The organism is Streptomyces sp. CB00455, assembly GCF_001905445.1.
Taxonomy (GTDB): domain Bacteria; phylum Actinomycetota; class Actinomycetes; order Streptomycetales; family Streptomycetaceae; genus Streptomyces.
The window spans coordinates 22,629-41,555 of record NZ_LIVQ01000004.1 but is presented as its reverse complement, the minus strand read 5'-3'; the positions used below and the strand labels follow the sequence as shown (position 1 = coordinate 41,555).

Genomic DNA, 18,927 nt, shown 5'->3' with positions numbered 1-18,927 from the left:
TCAGACGCCCTGGGGCGTCAAGCGCCGCGACGCTGAGCCGACGGACCGGACTCCTCGTCCTCGTCGTCGTCGTTGTAGATGGCCGCGTACTTGGCGTACGGGTCGTCTTCGTCATCCAGATCGTCATCGACCTCGACCGGCTCGCTGACTGCCAGCGGCTCCGTCGGCGATGCGCCCAGCTCATTGGCCAGACGCGAGAGGTCAGTCCCGCCGCTGTTGTACTTCAGCTGGCGGGCGACCTTTGTCTGCTTGGCCTTGGCCCGGCCGCGCCCCATGGCTCGACCCCCTCGGTGACGGGGCTCGACGGCCCCAGAGTCTGACACGCGTTCATGGTTCGGAGCGGACTCTCCGCGGAGAGACCGTCCGTAGGGGTTTAACGGTACCTGCTTCCGCGGCCATACGGTACGCCGCCCGCATGACGCGCCCCGGTGCAGAACCAGCAAGGCGCCCCGTCCTCGCTGGTCAGCTGCGATATTAACCGGTTCTTGGCGGGCGACCCGCCGAAGTGCAGTGAGTTCCGTCTCGCCGCACCCCGGCGGGCCCCCGTGAACGCACCCCGGAAGGGCCTAGACGGCGCGTGCGGCGCGGGCGTCCGCCATGCGCTGTTCGGCGATCCGGTCGGCCGCGGCGGCCGGCGGGATGCCGTCCGACTTCGCACGTGCGAATATGGCCAGTGTGGTGTCGAAGATCTTCGTCGCCTGCGCCTTGCACCGGTCGAAGTCGAAGCCGCGCAGCTCGTCGGCCACCTGGATCACCCCGCCCGCGTTGACCACGTAGTCCGGCGCGTAGAGGATCCCGCGGTCCGAGAGGTCCTTCTCGATGCCCGGGTGGGCGAGCTGGTTGTTGGCCGCACCGCACACGACCCCGGCGGTGAGGGCCGCCACCGTGTCGTCGTTCAGGGCTCCGCCGAGCGCGCACGGGGCGTAGATGTCCAGGCCGGGCACGCGGATCAGCGCGTCCGTGTCCGCGGCCGCCGTGACCTTGCCCGGGTGCTTGTCCAGGATCCGGCGCACCGATTCCTCGCGCACGTCCGTGATCACGACCTCGGCGCCGTCCTCCAGCAGGTGCTCGACCAGGTAGTGGCCGACCTTGCCGACGCCGGCCACGGCGACCTTGCGGCCGCGCAGGGTCGGGTCGCCCCACAGGTGCTGGGCGCTGGCGCGCATGCCCTGGAAGACACCGAAGGCCGTGAGGACCGAGGAGTCGCCCGCGCCGCCGTTCTCGGGCGAGCGGCCGGTCGCCCAGCGGGTCTCGCGCGCCACGACGTCCATGTCCGCCACGTAGGTGCCGACGTCGCAGGCGGTGACGTAGCGGCCGCCGAGGGACTCCACGAACCGGCCGTAGGCCAGCAGCAGTTCCTCCGTCTTGATCACGTCCGGGTCGCCGATGATCACGGCCTTGCCGCCGCCGAGGTCGAGACCGGCGAGGGCGTTCTTGTAGGACATGCCGCGCGAGAGGTTGAGCGCGTCCAGGACGGCCTCCTCGTCGGAGGCGTACGCGTGGAAGCGCGTCCCGCCGAGGGCGGGGCCCAGGGCGGTGGAGTGGATCGCGATGACGGCCTTCAGGCCGGTGGCTCGGTCCTGGCACAGCACGACTTGCTCGTGGCCGCCCTGCTCCGTGCGGAACAGGGTGTGCAGGACGCCGTCGGTCATTTCGGTCACGGTGGTGACTCCCATGGAAGAGATGCGGCGGGATGACGCCCGCCCTGCGGGTGGGGGAGGGCGCGCTGGGAGCAGCGTAAGACCTGCGGGGCGCGAGCAGGCGACCTGTCCGGGGATCGGGACCCTCCCGGAATACGGGGGCTCCCGGCGGCCAGCGCCCGGCCCGGTCGAAAGCGCCCCGGAGGTGAACCCGGCCCTCCGGAAGGGCAGGACGAGAGCGTGAGTGAATCCCCCGATCCCCTGCTGCCGTCCGCGCGCTCGGCGCCGACTGTTCCGTACGCCTCCTACCTGCGCGTCTACGAGCCACTGGCGGCTTTTCCGGAGCCGGAGCGCACCCACTGGGCCGACTACGCCCGGCGGGGTACGGCGCCGACCGCCCAGGACGAACTGCGCCGGTCGCTGGCGGACTTGGTCCGGGTCCCCGTGACGGGGGTGCCGGCGCACGAGAGCGCGGACGCCTTCACCGAGGAGGTCGACGGGGTGCTGATGGTCTGCCCCTGGCGCACCCGGCTCCGCGGCTGGCTGGCGCTCCAGGAGCTGGTCGAGTGGTTCCCGCGCCCGGTGCTGGACGCGGCCCTCCCGCCGGGGGTGCGCCGGCGGGCGGCCGAGGACTACGAGCGCTGGCGCGAGCGGAACCCGGATGCGCGCCCGTGGATCCGTACGGGGGTGTGGCAGGTCCCGTTGCGCTGGTTCGTGCTGGTGTCCGACGCCGAACGGGACTACGTGCCGGGCGAGCGGCTGCGCTACCGGACGCCGATGGTGCAGGCACGGCGGCGCCTCGCCCGCGGGCTGCGCACGCTGCGGGAGGCGGAGGGGTACGGGATGCTCGCGGACGGCCTGGTGGAGGTCGGCAGCTGGCTGGAGGAGTTCCACCCGCGCTCGATGGTGGAGCTGGACTACGGCGGCCTGCTGCACGCGCTGCCGGCGGAGCGGCTGGCCGCGGACCGGTCGGCGGGGGAGCTGGCCGCCGGCCTCGCGGCCCTGAGGGCGGGGGACGCCGAGGGGGCGGCGCAGGCGTACGCGGAGCTCGCAGACCGTTGGCGGGCGGTGCGGGAGAGACTGTTCGCGAATTAGCCTCCGGCGGCGGATACTGCTCCGACCGGTCCCGCGGAGGGCCGCGTCGTACCCCGCGTATCGTCTGATCAGCCATAAATGGCTGATCAGAGCCTTGATCGTGCCATTTGGGACGTAGTGCCAGGACCTACGTCCCGATCCGGGCCATTGGCCCAAGCGTGACGGACCGCACTAACCACACCCTTGCGCCCTTCCCCTACCCTCGTGCCAAAATAGGACAAGGAGTCCGGGGAGGGTTCCTTCCGCCCAAGTAAGGGCGGAATGCTCGGCATTGCGCTCTACGGGGGGTCTGGCGACTCCTGATCGCTCTGTGACTGATCGTCACAGTGGGGTGACTGTCCGTTATGGGGCGGTCCATCGGCTTCCGCCGCTGATGAACACCTCGGAGGGCAATTCCGTCGGTTTGGCCCTTGGGGCTGGACGGATGGTGTAGTTGTAGTGCCGAGGACAAGCCGTTCGTCCTATAACCGACTCGGCCCGCGTATGTCCATTTCGGGCAACGCGGGCCAAGGTGCAGAATTTAGAGGAAAGAACCGAGATGGTTCGGTTCTCCCGAGGAGGCCGCTCATGACCGCTCGCACCCCTGATGCCGAGCCGCTGCTGACCCCGGCTGAGGTTGCCACGATGTTCCGCGTGGACCCGAAGACGGTCACCCGCTGGGCCAAGGCTGGCAAGCTCACGTCCATCCGCACCCTGGGTGGACACCGCCGTTACCGCGAGGCCGAGGTTCGCGCACTGCTTGCGGGAATTCCGCAGCAGCGCAGCGAGGCCTGAGGTTCCGCAGCACCCCGCTTTAACGGGTCTGTATCGGGTCCCCCAATCCGATGAAACCCACATTGCTTCATACGACCGGACCTGCCCCAACAGGTTCCCGGCCGTCGATCGCGCTGGACTCCGCCGGGTCCAGCGCGATCTTTTTTATGCCCAGGTCAGGGCGGTATCGCGACGGTGCGGAGTCCTGGCCCTATGGGTGCCATTGCACATATTAAATCGAGCGCGCGTATGGGCGCGATAAAAGTACGGGTCGCAAAAACTCGTACGGTGACTCCCGTCACAGATGATCTCTCTTGTCCTTCCGGCAATGCACCCCGTAAGGGGACGGGCACCGCAGAGTGCATCATGCGAACGGGGGATTCTCGACGCAGGTCCGCAGCGGGCGGGGCCGGGGGCGGTGGCCGGCGGTGGACGGGCCACCGTCGCGGAGCCCGCCGCCGTCGCGGGCCGGGGAGCGAGGGCGGCCCTGGAGCGGCTCCGCGCGGCTGCCCCTCCACGGCGGCGGCGCCGGGGAGCACCAGAGGCCGCGCGATGAGGGCCGGGAGTGCCCGGGGCGGCGCAGGGCGGCGCAGGGGCGCTTGGAGGCGGCCAGGGCGGTCCAGGGCCGCTCCCCGTGCCCTCCGGGCGCCCAGGCGGCCCGTGGCGGCGCGCAGGCGTCCCGGCGCCCGGGCAGTTCCCCCTGTCAACGCGTCAGGGCCCGCATCCCCTGGGGGATGCGGGCCCTGACGTTTCTGCGAACCTGACGGGACTTGAACCCGCGACCTCCACCTTGACAGGGTGGCGAGCTAACCAACTGCTCCACAGGTCCTTGATTTGCGGCCGCTCGGCGGCTGCGAATCAGACTGTACCGCAGCTCAGGGGGTGCAGTCGAACCGGATCACGGCGCCGCCGCGTCCACCGCCTTCACGATCCGCTTGTCGGAGACCGGATAGGCCGTTCCCAGCGCGTGCGCGAAGTAGCTGACCCGCAGTTCCTCGATCATCCAGCGGATCTCGGTGACCGCCGCCGGCACCGGCCGCCCCTTCGGCAACTGCTCCAGCAGCCAGGCGTACTCGTCCTGCATCTCGTGGACCTTCTCCATGCGCGTGGTGTCGCGCTGGACGCCCGTCGGCATCTGCTGGAGCCGCCGGTCCACCGCCACCAGGTAGCGCATGAGGTCCGCCAGGCGGCGCAGCCCGGTGAGCGTCACGAAGCCGGCCGGCATCAGGGCCGCGAGCTGCGTCTTCACGTCCTGCAGGTTCGCGACCAGGGCCAGGCTGTTGGTGGCCTTCAGCCGGCGCTCGCAGGCCTGCCAGGCGGCCAGTACCTGCTGCACCTGGCCGACCGTGCGCACGGTGGTGTCCACCAGGTCGCTCCGGACGGCCTCGTAGAGCTTGCGGAAGCCCGCCTCGTCCCAGGCCGGCCCGCCGTGGTCGGCGATGAGCTTGTCGCACGCCGCCGTGGCGCAGTCGTCGAACAGCGCCTGGATGGAGCCGTGCGGATTGCGGGAGAGGGCCAGCTTCTGCTGGTTGGTCAGGTGGTCCGAGGCGAACTTCGCCGGATTGACCGGGATGTTGAGCATGATGAGGCGCCGGGTGCCCAGCCACATCGCCTGCTGCTGCTCGGCCTCGGTGTCGAAGAGCCGTACGGCGACGCTCGTCCCCGCGTCCACGAGCGCCGGGTACGCCTTCACCGGCTGGCCCGCCCTGCGGGTCTCGAAGACCTTGGTCAGCGTGCCGATCGTCCAGCCGGTCAGCCCGGAGCGCTCCACCGACTCCCCGCCCGCCCGCTCGGCGGTGGCCGCGGCGGCCTGGGAGAGGGCCTGGCGGGCCTTGGGCTTCAGACGCAGACGCAGCGCCTCCAGGTCCTTGTCCTCGGCGAGGTTCTTGCGCCGCTCGTCGACGATCCTGAAGGTGATCTTCAGGTGGTCCGGGACGCGGGTCAGGTCGAAGTCCCCGGCCGAGACCGGGACGCCCACCATCCGCTGGAGCTCCCGCGCCAGGGTCACCGGCAGCGGCTCCTGGAGAGGAACCGCCCGGTCCAGGAAGCGGGTCGCGAAGTTCGGCGCGGGCACGTAGTGCCGGCGGATCGGCTTGGGCAGCGAGCGGATCAGCTCGGTGACGACCTCCTCGCGCAGGCCCGGGATCTGCCAGTCGAAGCCCTCGTCGGTGACCTGGTTCAGCACCTGGAGCGGGATGTGGACGGTCACGCCGTCCGCGTCCGCGCCCGGCTCGAACTGGTAGGTCACCCGGAACTTCAGCTGCCCCTGCCGCCAGGTGTCCGGGTAGTCGGCCTTGGTGACCCCGGCCGCCTTCTCCGTCAGCAGCATCTCCCGCTCGAAGTCGAGGAGTTCGGGCTCCTCGCGCTTCTTGTGCTTCCACCAGGAATCGAAGTGCGCCCCCGAGACCACGTGCGCCGGGATCTTCTGGTCGTAGAAGTCGAAGAGCGTCTCGTCGTCCACCACGATGTCGCGGCGCCGGGCACGGTTCTCCAGCTCCTCCACCTCGGTGAGGAGCCTGCGGTTGTCGGCGTAGAACTTGTGGTGCGTGCGCCAGTCCCCCTCGACCAGCGCGTTGCGGATGAACAGCTCGCGCGAGACCTCGGGATCGATGCGGCCGTAGTTGATCTTCCTCTGGGCCACGATCGGCACGCCGTACAGCGTGACCTTCTCGTAGGCCATCACCGCCGCCTGGTCCTTCTCCCAGTGCGGCTCGCTGTACGTGTGCTTGACCAGGTGCTGCGCCAGCGGCTCCACCCACTCGGGCTCCACCTTGGCGTTCACCCGGGCCCACAGCCGCGAGGTCTCCACCAGCTCCGCGGACATCAGGAACTTCGGCTGCTTCTTGAACAGCGACGAGCCGGGGAAGATCGCGAACTTGGCACCGCGGGCACCGAGGTACTCGTTCTTGTCGGTGTCCTTCAGCCCGATGTGCGACAGCAGGCCGGCCAGCAGCGAGACGTGGACGCTCTGCTCGGGGGCGTCGGCCTCGTTGACGTGGATGCCCATGGTCTTGGCGACCGTGCGCAGCTGCGAGTAGATGTCCTGCCACTCGCGGATGCGCAGGAAGTTCAGGTACTCCTGCTTGCACATCCGGCGGAAGGCGGAGGAGCCGCGCTCCTTCTGCTGCTCGCGCACGTAGCGCCACATGTTCAGGAAGGACAAGAAGTCGCTGGTCTCGTCCTTGAACCGGGCGTGGTTCTGGTCAGCCTGGGTCTGCTTGTCCGAAGGGCGCTCGCGCGGGTCCTGGATGGACAGGGCCGCCGCGATGACCATGACCTCGCGGACGCAGTTGTTCTTGTCCGCCTCCACGACCATGCGGGCCAGGCGCGGGTCCACCGGGAGCTGGGAGAGCTGGCGGCCCATCGGGGTGAGGCGCTTCTTCGGATCCTTCTCCGCGGGGTCGAGGGCGCCGAGCTCCTGGAGGAGCTGGACGCCGTCGCGGATGTTGCGGTGGTCCGGCGGGTCGATGAAGGGGAACTTCTCGATCTCGCCGAGCCCGGCGGCGGTCATCTGGAGAATGACGGAGGCCAGGTTGGTGCGCAGGATCTCGGCGTCCGTGAACTCCGGGCGGGAGAGGAAGTCGTCCTCGGAGTACAGCCGGATGCAGATGCCGTCACTGGTGCGGCCGCAGCGGCCCTTGCGCTGGTTGGCGCTGGCCTGCGAGATCCGCTCGATGGGCAGGCGCTGCACCTTCGTGCGGTGGCTGTAGCGCGAGATGCGGGCGGTGCCCGGGTCGATCACGTACTTGATGCCCGGGACGGTCAGCGAGGTCTCGGCGACGTTGGTGGCGAGGACGACGCGGCGCCCGGTGTGCTGCTGGAACACCCGGTGCTGCTCGGCGTGCGAGAGGCGCGCGTAGAGCGGCAGGACCTCCGTGCCGTGTCCGGCAGCGGCTCCGCCGCGGGGCAGGCCGCGCTTGTTCAGCGCGTCGGCCGTGTCGCGGATCTCGCGCTCGCCCGAGAGGAAGACCAGGATGTCGCCGGGCCCCTCGGACTGGAGTTCGTCCACGGCCTCGCAGATCGCCGTGATCTGGTCCCGGTCGCTGTCGTCGGAGTCCTCCTCCAGCAGCGGCCGGTAGCGGACCTCCACCGGGTACGTCCGCCCGCTGACCTCGACGATGGGGGCGTCCCCGAAATGCCGGGAGAAGCGCTGCGGGTCGATGGTCGCCGAGGTGATGATCACCTTGAGGTCGGGGCGCTTGGGCAGCAGCGTGGCGAGGTAGCCGAGCAGGAAGTCGATGTTCAGCGAGCGCTCGTGGGCCTCGTCGATGATGATCGTGTCGTACGCCCGCAGCTCGCGGTCCGTCTGGATCTCGGCGAGCAGGATGCCGTCCGTCATCAGCTTCACGAAGGTCGCGTCCTGGTCCACCTGGTCGGTGAAGCGGACCTTCCAGCCGACCGTCTGTCCGATCTCGGACTTCAGTTCCTCGGCGATGCGCTCCGCGACCGTGCGGGCGGCGAGCCGGCGGGGCTGGGTGTGGCCGATCATGCCGCGGACTCCGCGGCCCAGTTCCATGCAGATCTTGGGGATCTGCGTGGTCTTGCCGGAGCCGGTCTCGCCCGCGACGATCACGACCTGGTGGTCGCGTATCGCCTCGGCGATCTCGTCCTTCTTCTGGCTGACGGGGAGGTTCTCGGGATAGGTGACCTCGGGCATCCGCGAGGCGCGGCCGGCGAGCCGCCCGGCGGCCTTCGTGGCCTCCGCGGCGATCTCGTCGAGCACGGCCTGCCGGGCCTCGGGCTTGCGGATTCGGCGGGCGCCTTCGAGGCGGCGGCCGAGGCGGTGCGCGTCGCGGAGGGAGATCTCACCGAGAAGCGTCTGCAGGGCGGCGAAGGAAGTAGACATACCTGATCGAGGATCTCACCTGGCCCCTCCGGGTGGCGAACGCATTTGTCGGGTGGACCCGTACCAATTCGGGACGAGTCCCCCTCCACCCGTTCCGTGAAAGGCCCCACGTACGGCCGACAGGTCCCACCGCGCCCTGTGGCAGGTGCCGGTCGTGACCGTCCTGGCACTGGACGACTCGTTCGCGGTGGAGCAGCGGGTCCGGTCCTGGGCCGGCGGCGTCCCCGACCGGGTGCTGCCCGGACTGGTCGCGGCCGCGTCGGCGGCCGTCGGCCTGGTGCTGTGGCGCCGCAGGCACCGCGCCGGATCGGCCGCGCCGGGGCCGGAGACCGGGGCGGACGCCGGGTAACGCGGAAGGCCCCGTCCGAGGGACGGGGCCTTCCTGTGGTGGCTGGGGCCGGGGTCGAACCGGCGACCTATCGCTTTTCAGGCGATCGCTCGTACCAACTGAGCTACCCAGCCACGAAACCGTTTCCGGCTTCAGCGATCCTGACGGGACTTGAACCCGCGACCTCCACCTTGACAGGGTGGCGAGCTAACCAACTGCTCCACAGGACCTTGCATGTGCGAGACAAAGTCTTGCACACGGTAACGCGTACCCCCAACGGGATTCGAACCCGTGCTACCGCCTTGAAAGGGCGGCGTCCTGGGCCACTAGACGATGAGGGCTAAAGGCCCGCCGGGCACTTTGCAGCGCGTCGGGGACGTGAGAAGCATATGGGATCCGGGGAGCTATCGCCAAAACGGTTTGCGCCGGAGGGACAATGGCCGCGTGCTGGAGATGACGCGCGAGGAGTTCGAAGAGCTCGTCGCAGAGGCCCTGGACCGGATCCCGCCGGAGCTGACGCGGCTCATGGACAACGTGGCGGTGTTCGTCGAGGACGAGCCGCCCGCCGACGACCCCGGGCTGCTCGGCCTCTACGAGGGGACGCCGCTGACGGATCGCGGCGAGTGGTACGCCGGGGTGCTGCCGGACCGGATCACCATCTACCGCAATCCCACGTTGCGGATGTGCGAGGACCGGGAGAGCGTGGTCGCGGAGACGGAGGTCACCGTGGTGCACGAGATCGCCCACCACTTCGGGATCGACGACGACCGGCTGCACGCCCTGGGCTACGGATGACCCGGCCGGTCCCCGGCGGCGAGGCGATCGACCCGGACGTGGACCTGCACGTGCCCGCGCAGGCGGCGGAGCCTCAGGCCCGGGTGCTCGCGGCGGTGGCGGCAGGCGGGGCCCTCGGGGCGTGCGCGCGGTACGGGGTCTGTCTGCTGTGGCCTGCCGGGCCCGGGGCCTTCCCGTGGGCGACGCTCTGGATCAACACCATCGGCTGCGCGCTGATCGGCGTCCTGATGGTGCTCATCGGCGAGGGCGGCCGGACGGCTCCGCACCCGCTGCTGCGGCCCTTCGCCGGGGCCGGGATCCTCGGCGGCTTCACCACCTTCTCGGCCTACGCGGCGGACTTCTCGCGGCTCCTGGAGGACGGCGAGGCGGGAACCGCGCTGGCCTACGCCGGGCTGACGGTGGCCGCCGCCCTGGGTGCGGTCTGGGCCGCGGCCTCGGTGACGCGGCTGGCGGCCGGGGACCGGCGGCGGGGCGCCGGCCCGCGGCCCGGCGGGGGCCGGCCGGAGGGCGCGGGCGGGCCGAAGGGCGGGGAGCGCCGGTGAACTGGCTGCTCGTGGTGGCGGGCGCGGCCGTCGGCGCGCCGCTGCGCTACCTGACGGACCGGGCGGTACAGGCGCGGCACGACTCCGCCTTCCCCTGGGGCACCTTCGTGGTCAATGCGGCCGCCTGTCTGCTGCTGGGGGTGCTGACCGGCGCGCTGCTGACCGGGGCCTCCTCCTCGCGCCTCGGGCTGCTGCTGGGGACCGGGCTGTGCGGGGCGCTGAGCACGTACTCGACCTTCTCGTACGAGACGCTGCGGCTGGCCGAGCGCGGGTGGGGGTTCCTGGCGGCGGCCAATGTGGGCGCGTCGGTCCTGGTCGGGCTGGGCTCGGTGCACCTGGGGTCGCAGGTGGCGGAGCAACTGTTCGGTTGAGGCCGCCGAGGGCGTGTCCCTCACGGGTCCAAGGGAGTTGGGCACATCGACCCGCTCATGCGGACCGCCCTTCAGGCTCCGGAGGTGCCACCGTGCGCCAGTTGTCCGCTTCCCTCCGACTGGCCGTCACCGCGCTCGCGGTCGCGGCGACAGCGGGCTGCATGAGTGTCGGCGAGGACTCGGCCGAGCCCGGGCCCTCCTCCTCCTCGGACCACCGGGGCGGCGTCGAATCGGGCGGCGGCTCCACGGCGGGCCGCGGCTCGGGGGCGCACGGCAACGGGCACGGCTCCAAGGACGGTACGGGCGCTCAGGACGGCAAGCCCAAGGAGGACGGCAAGGCCTCCGGCGCGACCGGGGCCTCGCCGAGTCCGGGGGCGACGGCCAAGCCGGGAGCGCCCTCGCCGTCGGCCGGGCCGGGGGGCGGGACCGGCGGTTCGGGGCACCAGGAGCCCCCCGCGGGCGGCGCCGGCGGTTCCGGCGGCTCGGCCGGCGCGGGTGGCTCGGGTGGCTCGGGCGGCGGCCAGCCGTCCAGCCCGGCTCCGGAGCCGCCGGTTTCACCCCCGCCTGTGACGGACCCCACGCCGCCGCCGGTGAGCCCGGCACCGGAGCAGAGCAACCCCCCGTCGGTGTAGTCCGAGCGCCCGTCCCCCCTTGTCTAGCCCTCACCCACCCCCCGCCCACCTCTCGGGTTGGCCCTGTTTGCGCAGGTCAGACGGTTTTTGCTGGAGTGACTTGCCAGACCCGGGGGAGGGTGCGTATGGTTATAGATCGTTTGATCCCATTGCCCGGCGCCGAATCCGAAGAGCGCCGCGTGGCGCGTACTCTCCCTAGCCGTGGCTGACCGCATTGAGGCGGTCGATTTGCGATTCACGGAGTTTGGGCGCGTGCCGAGACTCCGAGAGGTTTCGCATTTCGCATGTCCATTTCCAGTTCTGACCGTTCCGTCATGCCCGAGAACGACTCCAACGAGATCGTCAACACCGTCGAGGCCCTGGCTGCCATCGAGGCCGACGAGATCATCGAGGCCCTCGAGGCCGACGTGACGGCCGATGAGTCCCCCGAGGACTCCGCCTCCGACTTCGAGGACTCCACCCCCGACTTCGAGGACGACGCGGCCGACGCCGACGCCGAGCCCACGATCACCTTCGGCGACCTCGGTCTCCCCGACGGCATCGTGCGCAAGCTCGCCCAGAACGGCGTCACCGCCCCCTTCCCGATCCAGGCCGCGACCATCCCGGACGCCCTGGCCGGCAAGGACATCCTCGGCCGTGGCCGCACCGGCTCCGGCAAGACCCTCTCCTTCGGTCTGCCGACCCTGGCCCTCCTGGCCGGCGGCCACACCGAGAAGAAGAAGCCCCGCGCGATCATCCTCACGCCGACGCGTGAGCTGGCGATGCAGGTCGCGGACGCCCTCCAGCCCTACGGCGACGTGCTCGGCCTCAAGATGAAGGTCGTCTGCGGCGGTACCTCCATGAGCAACCAGATCTTCGCTCTGGAGCGCGGTGTCGACGTCCTCGTCGCCACCCCGGGCCGTCTGCGCGACATCATCAACCGTGGTGCCTGCTCCCTGGCCAACGTCCAGGTCGCGGTCCTCGACGAGGCCGACCAGATGGCCGACCTGGGCTTCCTGCCCGAGGTCACCGAGCTGCTCGACCAGATCCCCGGCGGCGGCCAGCGCATGCTCTTCTCCGCCACCATGGAGAACGAGATCGGCACCCTGGTCAAGCGCTACCTGACCAACCCCGTCACGCACGAGGTCGACAGCGCGCAGGGCAACGTCACGACCATGACGCACCACGTCCTCGTCGTGAAGCCGAAGGACAAGGCGCCGGTCACGGCCGCCATCGCCGCCCGCAAGGGCCGCACCATCATCTTCGTCCGCACCCAGCTGGGCGCCGACCGCATCGCCGAGCAGCTCGTCGAGTCCGGTGTGAAGGCCGACGCGCTGCACGGCGGCATGACGCAGGGCGCCCGCACCCGCGTCCTCGCGGACTTCAAGGACGGCTACGTCAACGCGCTCGTCGCGACCGACGTCGCCGCCCGAGGCATCCACGTCGACGGCATCGACCTGGTCCTGAACGTGGACCCGGCCGGCGACCACAAGGACTACCTGCACCGCTCGGGCCGTACCGCCCGCGCCGGCAAGTCCGGTGTCGTCGTGTCGCTGGCGCTCCCGCACCAGCGCCGCCAGATCTTCCGCCTGATGGAGGACGCGGGCGTCGACGCCACGCGCCACATCGTCCAGGGCGTCGGCGCCTTCGAGCCGGAGGTCGCCGAGATCACCGGTGCCCGTTCGCTGACCGAGGTCCAGGCCGACTCCGCGAACAACGCCGCCAAGCAGGCCGAGCGCGAGGTCGCCGAGCTCACCAAGCAGCTGGAGCGTCTGTCCCGCCGCGCCGTCGAGCTGCGTGAGGAGGCCGACCGTCTGGTCGCCCGCTCCGCGCGTGAGCGCGGCGAGGACCCGGAGGCCGCTGTCGCCGAGGTGGCCGAGGCCGCCGAGGCCGAGGTCGCGGCTGCCGCTGCCGCCGCTGCCGCCGAACTGGCCGCGCAGGAGCGCCGCGAGGAGCAGCGCGCCCAGCGCGACGACCGCGGCAACTTCGAGCGCCGTGACAACCGCGGTGGCGACCGTGGCGGGGACCGTGGCGGCTTCCGCGGCGGCGACCGTGGCGGCCGTCCGTCCGGTGGTTTCAACCGTGACGACCGCGGCGGCGACCGTGGCGGCTTCCGCCGCGACGACCGCCCGTCCGGCGGCTTCCGTTCCGGTGGCGACCGTCCGTCCGGCGGCTTCCGTTCCGGTGGTGACCGTCCGTCCGGTGGCTTCCGTCGCGACGACCGCCCCTCCGGTGGCTTCAACCGCGATGACCGCGGTGGTGACCGTCCGTCCGGCGGTTTCCGTCGCGACGACCGCCCCTCCGGTGGCTTCAACCGCGATGACCGCGGCGGCGACCGTCCGTCCGGCGGCTTCCGTTCCGGTGGTGACCGTCCGTCCGGCGGTTTTCGCCGCGACGACCGTCCGTCCGGTGGCTTCAACCGTGACGACCGCGGCGGCGACCGTGGCGGCTTCCGCCGCGACGACCGTCCGTCCGGCGGCTTCCGTTCCGGTGGTGACCGTCCGTCCGGCAGCTTCAATCGTGACGACCGCCCCTCCGGCGGCTTCCGTTCCGGTGGCGGCGACCGCCCGTTCAACCGCGACCGTCGTGACGACCGTCCGTCCGGTGGCTTCCGTTCCGCCGGCGCCGGCGCCGGCGACCGCCCGTACGGCCGCCGCGACGACCACCGCCCCTCCGGCTCCGGTTCCACCGGTTCCACCGGCTCCTTCGGCGGCCGTCGTGACGACAAGCCCCGCTGGAAGCGCAACGGCTGATCCCAGCTGAGCACAACCCCTGACAGGGCCCCCGCGACTCCGGTCGCGGGGGCCCTGTCACATGCCGGGCCCATGCAGACCACCCCTCGGCGCGCCCGCCCCGGGGCCGCCGACAGGCCGCTCGGCCGATACCCGATCGGCTGACCCGCGCTGTCCGGCTATGCTCTGGGGTGAGCACGTGGAGGGCCATTAGCTCAATTGGCAGAGCAGCGGACTTTTAATCCGTTGGTTGTCGGTTCGAGTCCGACATGGCCTACACCTCGCGGCGATGGGGAAGCACCCTCTGACCTGCGCTGCTTGAGCGCCCCATCCGGTTTCTCCGGGTGGGGCGCTTTCATGGGCCCAGGACGGCCCTCATCCGCCGGACCCGTCGGCGGTTCCCGGTTTTCCCCCGGCGCCGCACTTGTTGGGGGCCGCGTAGCCCTCCGGGGAGTCTTCGCCGGTACGGGGTCTGCGAACCCGCCGCAGTGGCCCGGTACGCCTACGAGCGCCCTGGAGGTCGAGGGCGACTGTGCAGCTCCAGCTTCTCGTTGGGTTCCAGAGGCTCCGGGCCTCCGTCCGGCCCCGTCCCGGCGCGCCGACCCGGTCGTTGACGGCGCGTGGAGCGCCGGGCCGTGAACGGCACAAGCGCCCCAGCCGGATCGATCGGGTGGGGCGCTTCTCGGTGAGCGGGGGGCGGTCAGGCCGTCAGGCGGGGAGAGCGCGGCGGCGGCGGGCACCGAGCCAGGCGGCGGCCGCGCCGAGCGCGACCAGGGCGGCGGCGAGGCCGGCGTACAGGCCCGTGCCCGAGTTGGATCCGGTGTGGGCCAGGGAGCCGGTGGCCGAAGCCGTGGTGGTGAGGTGGGGGTTGCCCGCGGCGACGACGGACGCGGAGGAGGTCGCGGCGGCCGGCTGGACGGTGGTGGAGGTGACCGGGGTCTTCACGGGCGACTTCGACGGGGTCGGGGACGGCGCCGGGTCGGTGATCGGGGCCAGAGGGAACGTCACCGAACCGGAGTGGAAGGGGTAGGTGTTGCCCTTGGCCGGTGAGACCTCGACCTCCATCGTGATGGTGGTCTTCTTCGTGAGCTGCGTGTTCTTGCCGAGGCTGACCCGCAGCGGCAGCGTGCGGACACCGGAGGCGGAACCGAAGCCCTTGGGGATCTCGGGCAGCCCGTAGCGGCTGTCCTGCTCCCGCACGTCCTGCCAGCGGCCGTCGACCATGGCCTGGAGCCGGAAGTCGGCCGTCTCCTTGCCGGGGTGCGACAGGCTCAGGCTGCTCGCCAGGCCGGTGCCGTACGTACCGTCGCCGGTGGCCTGGTAGTTCAGGTCCAGGTAGGCACGCTGCTCCTGGCTGTCCATGCCGGAGCTGACCTGCTTGAACCAGGTCTTCAGCCCGCCCGTCTTGATCTGCGGGTCGACCTTGAAGAGGTGGGATCCGGTGCCGGCGGGGTCGACCGAGTTGTTGTAGCTGGCGGCCGTGAACTTGAAGTCCCCGTCGTTGGTCGGGTAACCCGCGCCGAGGCCCAGGGTGACCTTCCAGGTCATCTTGCCGTTCGCGGGGATGTCGAAGCCGCCCTCGCCCGTGGCGCCGGCGGCCGGGAAGAAGGTGCCCTGCCGCTCGCCGTCCTGCTGGCCGATCGAGGACTTGGTCGCCGGGGCGTCCACGGCGTCGACCTTGAAGGTGACGTCGTCGCGCTGGAACGGGCTCGCGCCGTTCGGGTCCAGCAGCATCCAGGGCTTGTAGGTGACCGGCTTGCCGGTCGGGTTCTTCACCGTCAGGTCGAAGGTCTCGGTGGCCCCGCCGCGGGACAGCGGACCGCTGGGGACGGGAGCGCCCATCTCCGTACGCAGCACGGCGTGGCCGTCGGCGGTGGGTGCGGCGGACGCGGCGGTAGCCGAGAGCGGCAGCAGAGTGGTGACAACGCCGGCGACGACTGCGATGGCGGCTGCGGTGCGAACGGACATGGTGGACTCCCCCCAGGAATCACAAGGGCGTCGGCAGAGCGCCGGGCCGGTTGGGGTGTGGTGTCGCCCGCCGGTCGGTGTTCCCCCTGGCCTTGGCGACAGATGAATCTTCGCCCGGACCCGATCCCGGAACCATCCCCGGAGTGTCACCACCGTGCAACGGAGATGATCTTCGTGTGCCCGACCCGGTCCTGGGACGGTTTGCACCCCTGTGACCTGCGACGACAGCGGTCTGAGGGGTGGCCGGACGGTTAATTGGCCAGGACCCGGCCCCGGATGACGTAGAGTTGTGTTTACCGACGCGGGGTGGAGCAGCTCGGTAGCTCGCTGGGCTCATAACCCAGAGGTCGTAGGTTCAAATCCTGCCCCCGCTACTCAGTACGAAGGCCCGGTTCCCTTGGGAACCGGGCCTTCGTCGTGTCCGGCCCGGCGCAGTGGCGAGCGGGACATGCCGTGGGGACACCGTGCGGGCGCGCCGTGACGTTGGGTAGCGCAAAGGGTGCGCTCTGCGAGCTGGTTGACGGGTCGTCACGTGGGGCGCGTGGCTGAAGTGATGGGGGAGTCGGCCTATTTTTGCCCCGATTGATGTGCTTGTGGCGTGACAAGTCATGGCCAGAGCACGTCGGGGTGTGGCTGATTGACGCGAACGATCAATCGCAACAGCTTGGAATCACTCCCCTGTGTCTATTACCGTTCGATAACGCAGCGCGGTCGTCCCAGTCGTCGCAAGAGACGGCGCCGTGCGCGTTCGCGTCAATGAGGAGTGTGCCCCGGTGGCCTCCAACTTGCCTGCTCCCGAAGGCACCGAGATCCCGGAACCGCCCACCGCAGGCGCCTGGGGCGAGTGGAACCCCACCGAGGACTCGGTCCGTCCGGTACGCGGCAAGCACCGGGTGGCCAAGCAGCGCGGCGGACTCGCCCGCAGCTCGACCGTGCTCGGCGTCGGCGTCATAGCCGCGGTGGGCGCGAGCGGTATCGCCACGGCCCAGGACCGGCCCCAAGTCACCATCAGCCTGCCCTCGTTGCCCGACCTGATGGCCGGTGGCCCCTTCGGTGACGCGGAGGACGGCGGCAACGGCCGGCCGGCGCAGGAGACCTCGGGGGAAGCGGCCGGAACGGCCGTCCGGGCCGGGCTCGTCCCGCACCAGGCCGACCCGGGCGCCGACGCCGGCGAGGCCCTGCGCAACCGGATCCTCCAGCAGGCCGAGTCGCAGCACGACGCCGCCGCGGCGCAGGAGCGCGCGGAGGCCGAGCGGACCGCCCGGGAAACGGCCGCCCAGGAGGCCAAGGACAAGCTGGAGACCGCGCGCAAGGCCGCCGAGGACGCGGCGGCGAAGGCCGAGGCGAAGGCCGCCCAGGAAGCCGAGGAGGCCCGAAAGGCCGCCGAGGCCGAGGCAGAGCGGGAGCGCGCCACCGCGTCCGCCGGGAGCTACTTCCTGCCCACCTCCGCCTACACCCTCACCTCCCACTACGGAGACTCCGGATCCATGTGGTCCTCCGGGCACCACACCGGCCTGGACTTCGCCGCACCCACCGGCACCCCGGTCAAGGCCGTGGCGGGAGGGAAGATCACCTCGGCCGGCTGGTCCGGCGCCTACGGCTACCGGATCGTGCTGGAGCTCCCGGACGGCACCGAGATCTGGTATTGCCACCTCTCCTCCATGTCGGTGACCTCCGGCCCGGTCGCCGCCGGTGCGACCATCGGCCGGGTCGGCGCGACCGGCAACGTCACCGGGGCCCACCTCCACCTGGAGGTACGCAAGGGCGGCGCGACGGTGGACCCCCTGGCCTGGCTGAACGCCAAGGGCCTGGACGTCTGAGGTCCCCGGGCCGCGGGACCCCGGGCCCGACCTGACCAAGCCCTACCAGAGCCGGGCTTCCGCGGGCCGCGAGTCACGCGGCCGGGCGTGCGAAGGGGTGGCCTCCGGGCGCCTGGGGGTCGGCACGGGGGCCGGCAGGGCCGCTCCGGTCCCGGCGCCAGCCCCTTCTTCCGCGGCCCCCGCGCCCGAGGGGCGCAGGTCCAGGGGGTCGAACCACGGCGGGAGCAGCTCCTCCATCACCGCCGCCCGGGCCAGCGCGGGCCCGGCCGTTGCCCGCCGCAGCCAGAGCCCGCGCAACAACTCCCGCTCCCGTACGGCGAAGTCCGGCTCCCGCACCGCGCCACCGCGGCGCGCCCGGTTCCGCAGCAGGGCCAGGGCCGCCGCATCCGCCTCGTACCGGGCGACCGCCCGCCCGGCGGCGCGGCCCCCGCTGCGCCGGGCCAGGGAACGGGCCAGCGACCTGGCCGGCATCGACGCCAGGGCCGGGACCTCGGCGGGGCCGAGCCAGCCCGCGGACGCGTACACCGCGAGCTCCCCGGCGACGGCCCGCAGGCGCCGCCGCCGTATCCGCACCGCCAGGTACAGCAGCAGCCCGAACACCGGGACCATCACGCAGCCGTAGACCACGTAGAACCCGTACTCCCCGAAGAGCGCGGAGCTGTTCCACAGCGCGTGCAGGCCCATGGCGAGGGCCAGGCCCAGCAGCGGCAGACCGGTCCTGCGCACGCGGCGGGCGCTGACGGCGGCCGCGCCGAAGCCGAGCCCGGTGAGCACGGTGAACAGCGGATGGGCGAAGGGGGACAGCACTATCCGCACGAAGAAGGTTGCCGCCGTCACCGAATCCAGGACGCCGGTGCCCTCCATCACGTCCTCGCCGAAGGCATTGCCGAGATAGAGGATGTTCTCGGTGAAGGCGAAGCCGGTGGCGGTGAAGCCGGCCACCACGAAACCGTCGGCCGGGCCGGTGAAGTGTCGTCTTCGGAAGACGAACACCAGCAGCAGGGCGGCCGCCTTGGCGCTCTCCTCGACCACCGGCGCGATCGCCACCGAGCCGAGCTGGTCGGCATCGGAAGGGTCGGTGGTGGCCGCCGCTATCCATTGGGTCGCGAAACTATTGGCCAGTATCGCGATCAGCGCCGCGGTGCAGGCACCCCAGCCGAAGCAGAACAGCAGCTGCGGCCAGGGCGCGGGCGCGGCCCGCCCCAGCCACCGGAAGGCCGCCATGAGCGGCGGGACCGGCAGCAGGGCGAGGGCGAGGCCGACGAAGAACCCGGGGGTGCCGGTCTGTTGCCGTACGAGTTCGAGGATCGCGGTGCCGGTGGCGGCGAGCAGGACGAGGAGCACGCACGTGCGGATCGCGCCCGACGGACGTGCGAGCACAGGGGGGAGCGCTCGGAACACATGACGACCCTACCGAGCCGCTCTG

General features: G+C 71.3%; 14 protein-coding genes and 6 tRNA genes. 11 read left to right on the top strand and 9 right to left on the bottom strand.

From position 1 onward, the window contains the following. Positions 1-17 precede the first annotated feature (17 nt). Together AMK16_RS17490 and AMK16_RS17485 are read right to left on the bottom strand one after the other, a co-directional pair. Positions 18-275 carry a DUF3073 domain-containing protein gene (locus AMK16_RS17490; protein WP_073916385.1) on the bottom strand — a complete coding sequence of 86 codons (258 nt, stop codon included), beginning with the start codon at positions 273-275 and terminating at the stop codon, positions 18-20. Positions 276-566: 291 nt separating this feature from the next. Next, positions 567-1,661, bottom strand: a complete 1,095-nt coding sequence (locus tag AMK16_RS17485; protein WP_073917704.1) for a Leu/Phe/Val dehydrogenase — start codon at positions 1,659-1,661, stop codon at positions 567-569. A gap of 219 nt (positions 1,662-1,880) precedes the next feature. On the opposite strand from AMK16_RS17485, the gene AMK16_RS17480 reads away from it, so the two are divergent. Together AMK16_RS17480 and bldC are read left to right on the top strand one after the other, a co-directional pair. Next, entirely contained in the window at positions 1,881-2,735 is an 855-nt protein-coding gene (locus AMK16_RS17480) for a hypothetical protein (protein WP_242438779.1), read from the top strand. A gap of 567 nt (positions 2,736-3,302) precedes the next feature. Then, the gene (gene bldC, locus AMK16_RS17475) at positions 3,303-3,509 is read left to right on the top strand and encodes a developmental transcriptional regulator BldC (protein ID WP_003949541.1); all 207 of its coding nucleotides are present in this window, start codon (positions 3,303-3,305) and stop codon (positions 3,507-3,509) included. A gap of 734 nt (positions 3,510-4,243) precedes the next feature. Here the strand turns inward: bldC and AMK16_RS17470 are convergent. Further along, positions 4,244-4,317, bottom strand: a tRNA-Asp gene (locus AMK16_RS17470). A 69-nt stretch (positions 4,318-4,386) separates the two neighbouring features. Beyond that, a complete protein-coding gene (gene hrpA, locus AMK16_RS17465; protein WP_073916382.1) occupies positions 4,387-8,334 on the bottom strand; it encodes an ATP-dependent RNA helicase HrpA in 3,948 nt (1,315 codons plus the stop codon). A 154-nt stretch (positions 8,335-8,488) separates the two neighbouring features. Between hrpA and AMK16_RS17460 the strand changes: the two genes are divergently transcribed. Next, positions 8,489-8,683: a hypothetical protein gene (locus AMK16_RS17460; protein WP_073916377.1), complete on the top strand. Its 195-nt coding sequence runs from the start codon at positions 8,489-8,491 to the stop codon at positions 8,681-8,683. A 36-nt stretch (positions 8,684-8,719) separates the two neighbouring features. On the opposite strand, the gene AMK16_RS17455 is transcribed toward AMK16_RS17460, so the two are convergent. From AMK16_RS17455 to AMK16_RS17445, 3 genes are all read right to left on the bottom strand, one after another. Beyond that, a tRNA-Phe gene (locus tag AMK16_RS17455) sits at positions 8,720-8,796 on the bottom strand. 22 nt (positions 8,797-8,818) lie between these two features. Beyond that, a tRNA-Asp gene (locus tag AMK16_RS17450) sits at positions 8,819-8,892 on the bottom strand. Positions 8,893-8,930: 38 nt separating this feature from the next. After that, positions 8,931-9,003: transfer RNA gene (locus tag AMK16_RS17445), tRNA-Glu, on the bottom strand. Between the two features lie 103 nt (positions 9,004-9,106). Here AMK16_RS17445 and AMK16_RS17440 point away from each other — a divergent pair. The 6 genes from AMK16_RS17440 (at position 9,107) to AMK16_RS17415 (ending at position 13,990) form a co-directional block, all read left to right on the top strand. After that, positions 9,107-9,457, top strand: a complete 351-nt coding sequence (locus tag AMK16_RS17440) for a metallopeptidase family protein (protein ID WP_199885467.1) — start codon at positions 9,107-9,109, stop codon at positions 9,455-9,457. Further along, entirely contained in the window at positions 9,454-9,999 is a 546-nt protein-coding gene (locus AMK16_RS17435; RefSeq protein ID WP_079191561.1) for a FluC/FEX family fluoride channel, read from the top strand. Before AMK16_RS17440 ends, AMK16_RS17435 begins: the two co-directional genes overlap by 4 nt. Next, on the top strand, positions 9,996-10,370 hold the full coding sequence (locus AMK16_RS17430; protein ID WP_073916372.1) for a fluoride efflux transporter FluC: 375 nt from the start codon (positions 9,996-9,998) through the stop codon (positions 10,368-10,370). Before AMK16_RS17435 ends, AMK16_RS17430 begins: the two co-directional genes overlap by 4 nt. A gap of 101 nt (positions 10,371-10,471) precedes the next feature. Further along, the gene (locus tag AMK16_RS35810) at positions 10,472-11,002 is read left to right on the top strand and encodes a hypothetical protein (protein WP_143196828.1); all 531 of its coding nucleotides are present in this window, start codon (positions 10,472-10,474) and stop codon (positions 11,000-11,002) included. Positions 11,003-11,286: 284 nt separating this feature from the next. Next, positions 11,287-13,734 (top strand): DEAD/DEAH box helicase, encoded by a 2,448-nt coding sequence (locus AMK16_RS17420; protein WP_073916363.1) that lies wholly within the window; start codon positions 11,287-11,289, stop codon positions 13,732-13,734. Positions 13,735-13,917: 183 nt separating this feature from the next. Next, positions 13,918-13,990: transfer RNA gene (locus tag AMK16_RS17415), tRNA-Lys, on the top strand. A gap of 431 nt (positions 13,991-14,421) precedes the next feature. Here AMK16_RS17415 and AMK16_RS17410 read toward each other — a convergent pair. Continuing rightward, complete coding sequence (locus AMK16_RS17410; protein WP_073916360.1) at positions 14,422-15,681, bottom strand: hypothetical protein; 1,260 nt, start codon at positions 15,679-15,681, stop codon at positions 14,422-14,424. Positions 15,682-15,981: 300 nt separating this feature from the next. Here AMK16_RS17410 and AMK16_RS17405 point away from each other — a divergent pair. Together AMK16_RS17405 and AMK16_RS17400 are read left to right on the top strand one after the other, a co-directional pair. Continuing rightward, a tRNA-Met gene (locus AMK16_RS17405) sits at positions 15,982-16,055 on the top strand. A 399-nt stretch (positions 16,056-16,454) separates the two neighbouring features. Beyond that, positions 16,455-17,501, top strand: a complete 1,047-nt coding sequence (locus AMK16_RS17400; RefSeq protein WP_073916356.1) for a M23 family metallopeptidase — start codon at positions 16,455-16,457, stop codon at positions 17,499-17,501. Positions 17,502-17,543: 42 nt separating this feature from the next. On the opposite strand, the gene AMK16_RS17395 is transcribed toward AMK16_RS17400, so the two are convergent. Next, positions 17,544-18,881: a PrsW family intramembrane metalloprotease gene (locus AMK16_RS17395; protein ID WP_443333576.1), complete on the bottom strand. Its 1,338-nt coding sequence runs from the start codon at positions 18,879-18,881 to the stop codon at positions 17,544-17,546. Positions 18,882-18,927: the final 46 nt, after the last annotated feature.

What these genes read in the sequence shown, in the direction of transcription:
- AMK16_RS17490 (WP_073916385.1), bottom strand. Translation starts at nt 275, where the DNA reads ATGGGGCGCGGCCGGGCCAAGGCCAAGCAGACAAAGGTCGCCCGCCAG.
- AMK16_RS17420 (WP_073916363.1), top strand. Translation starts at nt 11,287, where the DNA reads ATGTCCATTTCCAGTTCTGACCGTTCCGTCATGCCCGAGAACGACTCC.
- hrpA (WP_073916382.1), bottom strand. Translation starts at nt 8,334, where the DNA reads ATGTCTACTTCCTTCGCCGCCCTGCAGACGCTTCTCGGTGAGATCTCC.
- AMK16_RS17435 (WP_079191561.1), top strand. Translation starts at nt 9,454, where the DNA reads ATGACCCGGCCGGTCCCCGGCGGCGAGGCGATCGACCCGGACGTGGAC.
- bldC (WP_003949541.1), top strand. Translation starts at nt 3,303, where the DNA reads ATGACCGCTCGCACCCCTGATGCCGAGCCGCTGCTGACCCCGGCTGAG.
- AMK16_RS17410 (WP_073916360.1), bottom strand. Translation starts at nt 15,681, where the DNA reads ATGTCCGTTCGCACCGCAGCCGCCATCGCAGTCGTCGCCGGCGTTGTC.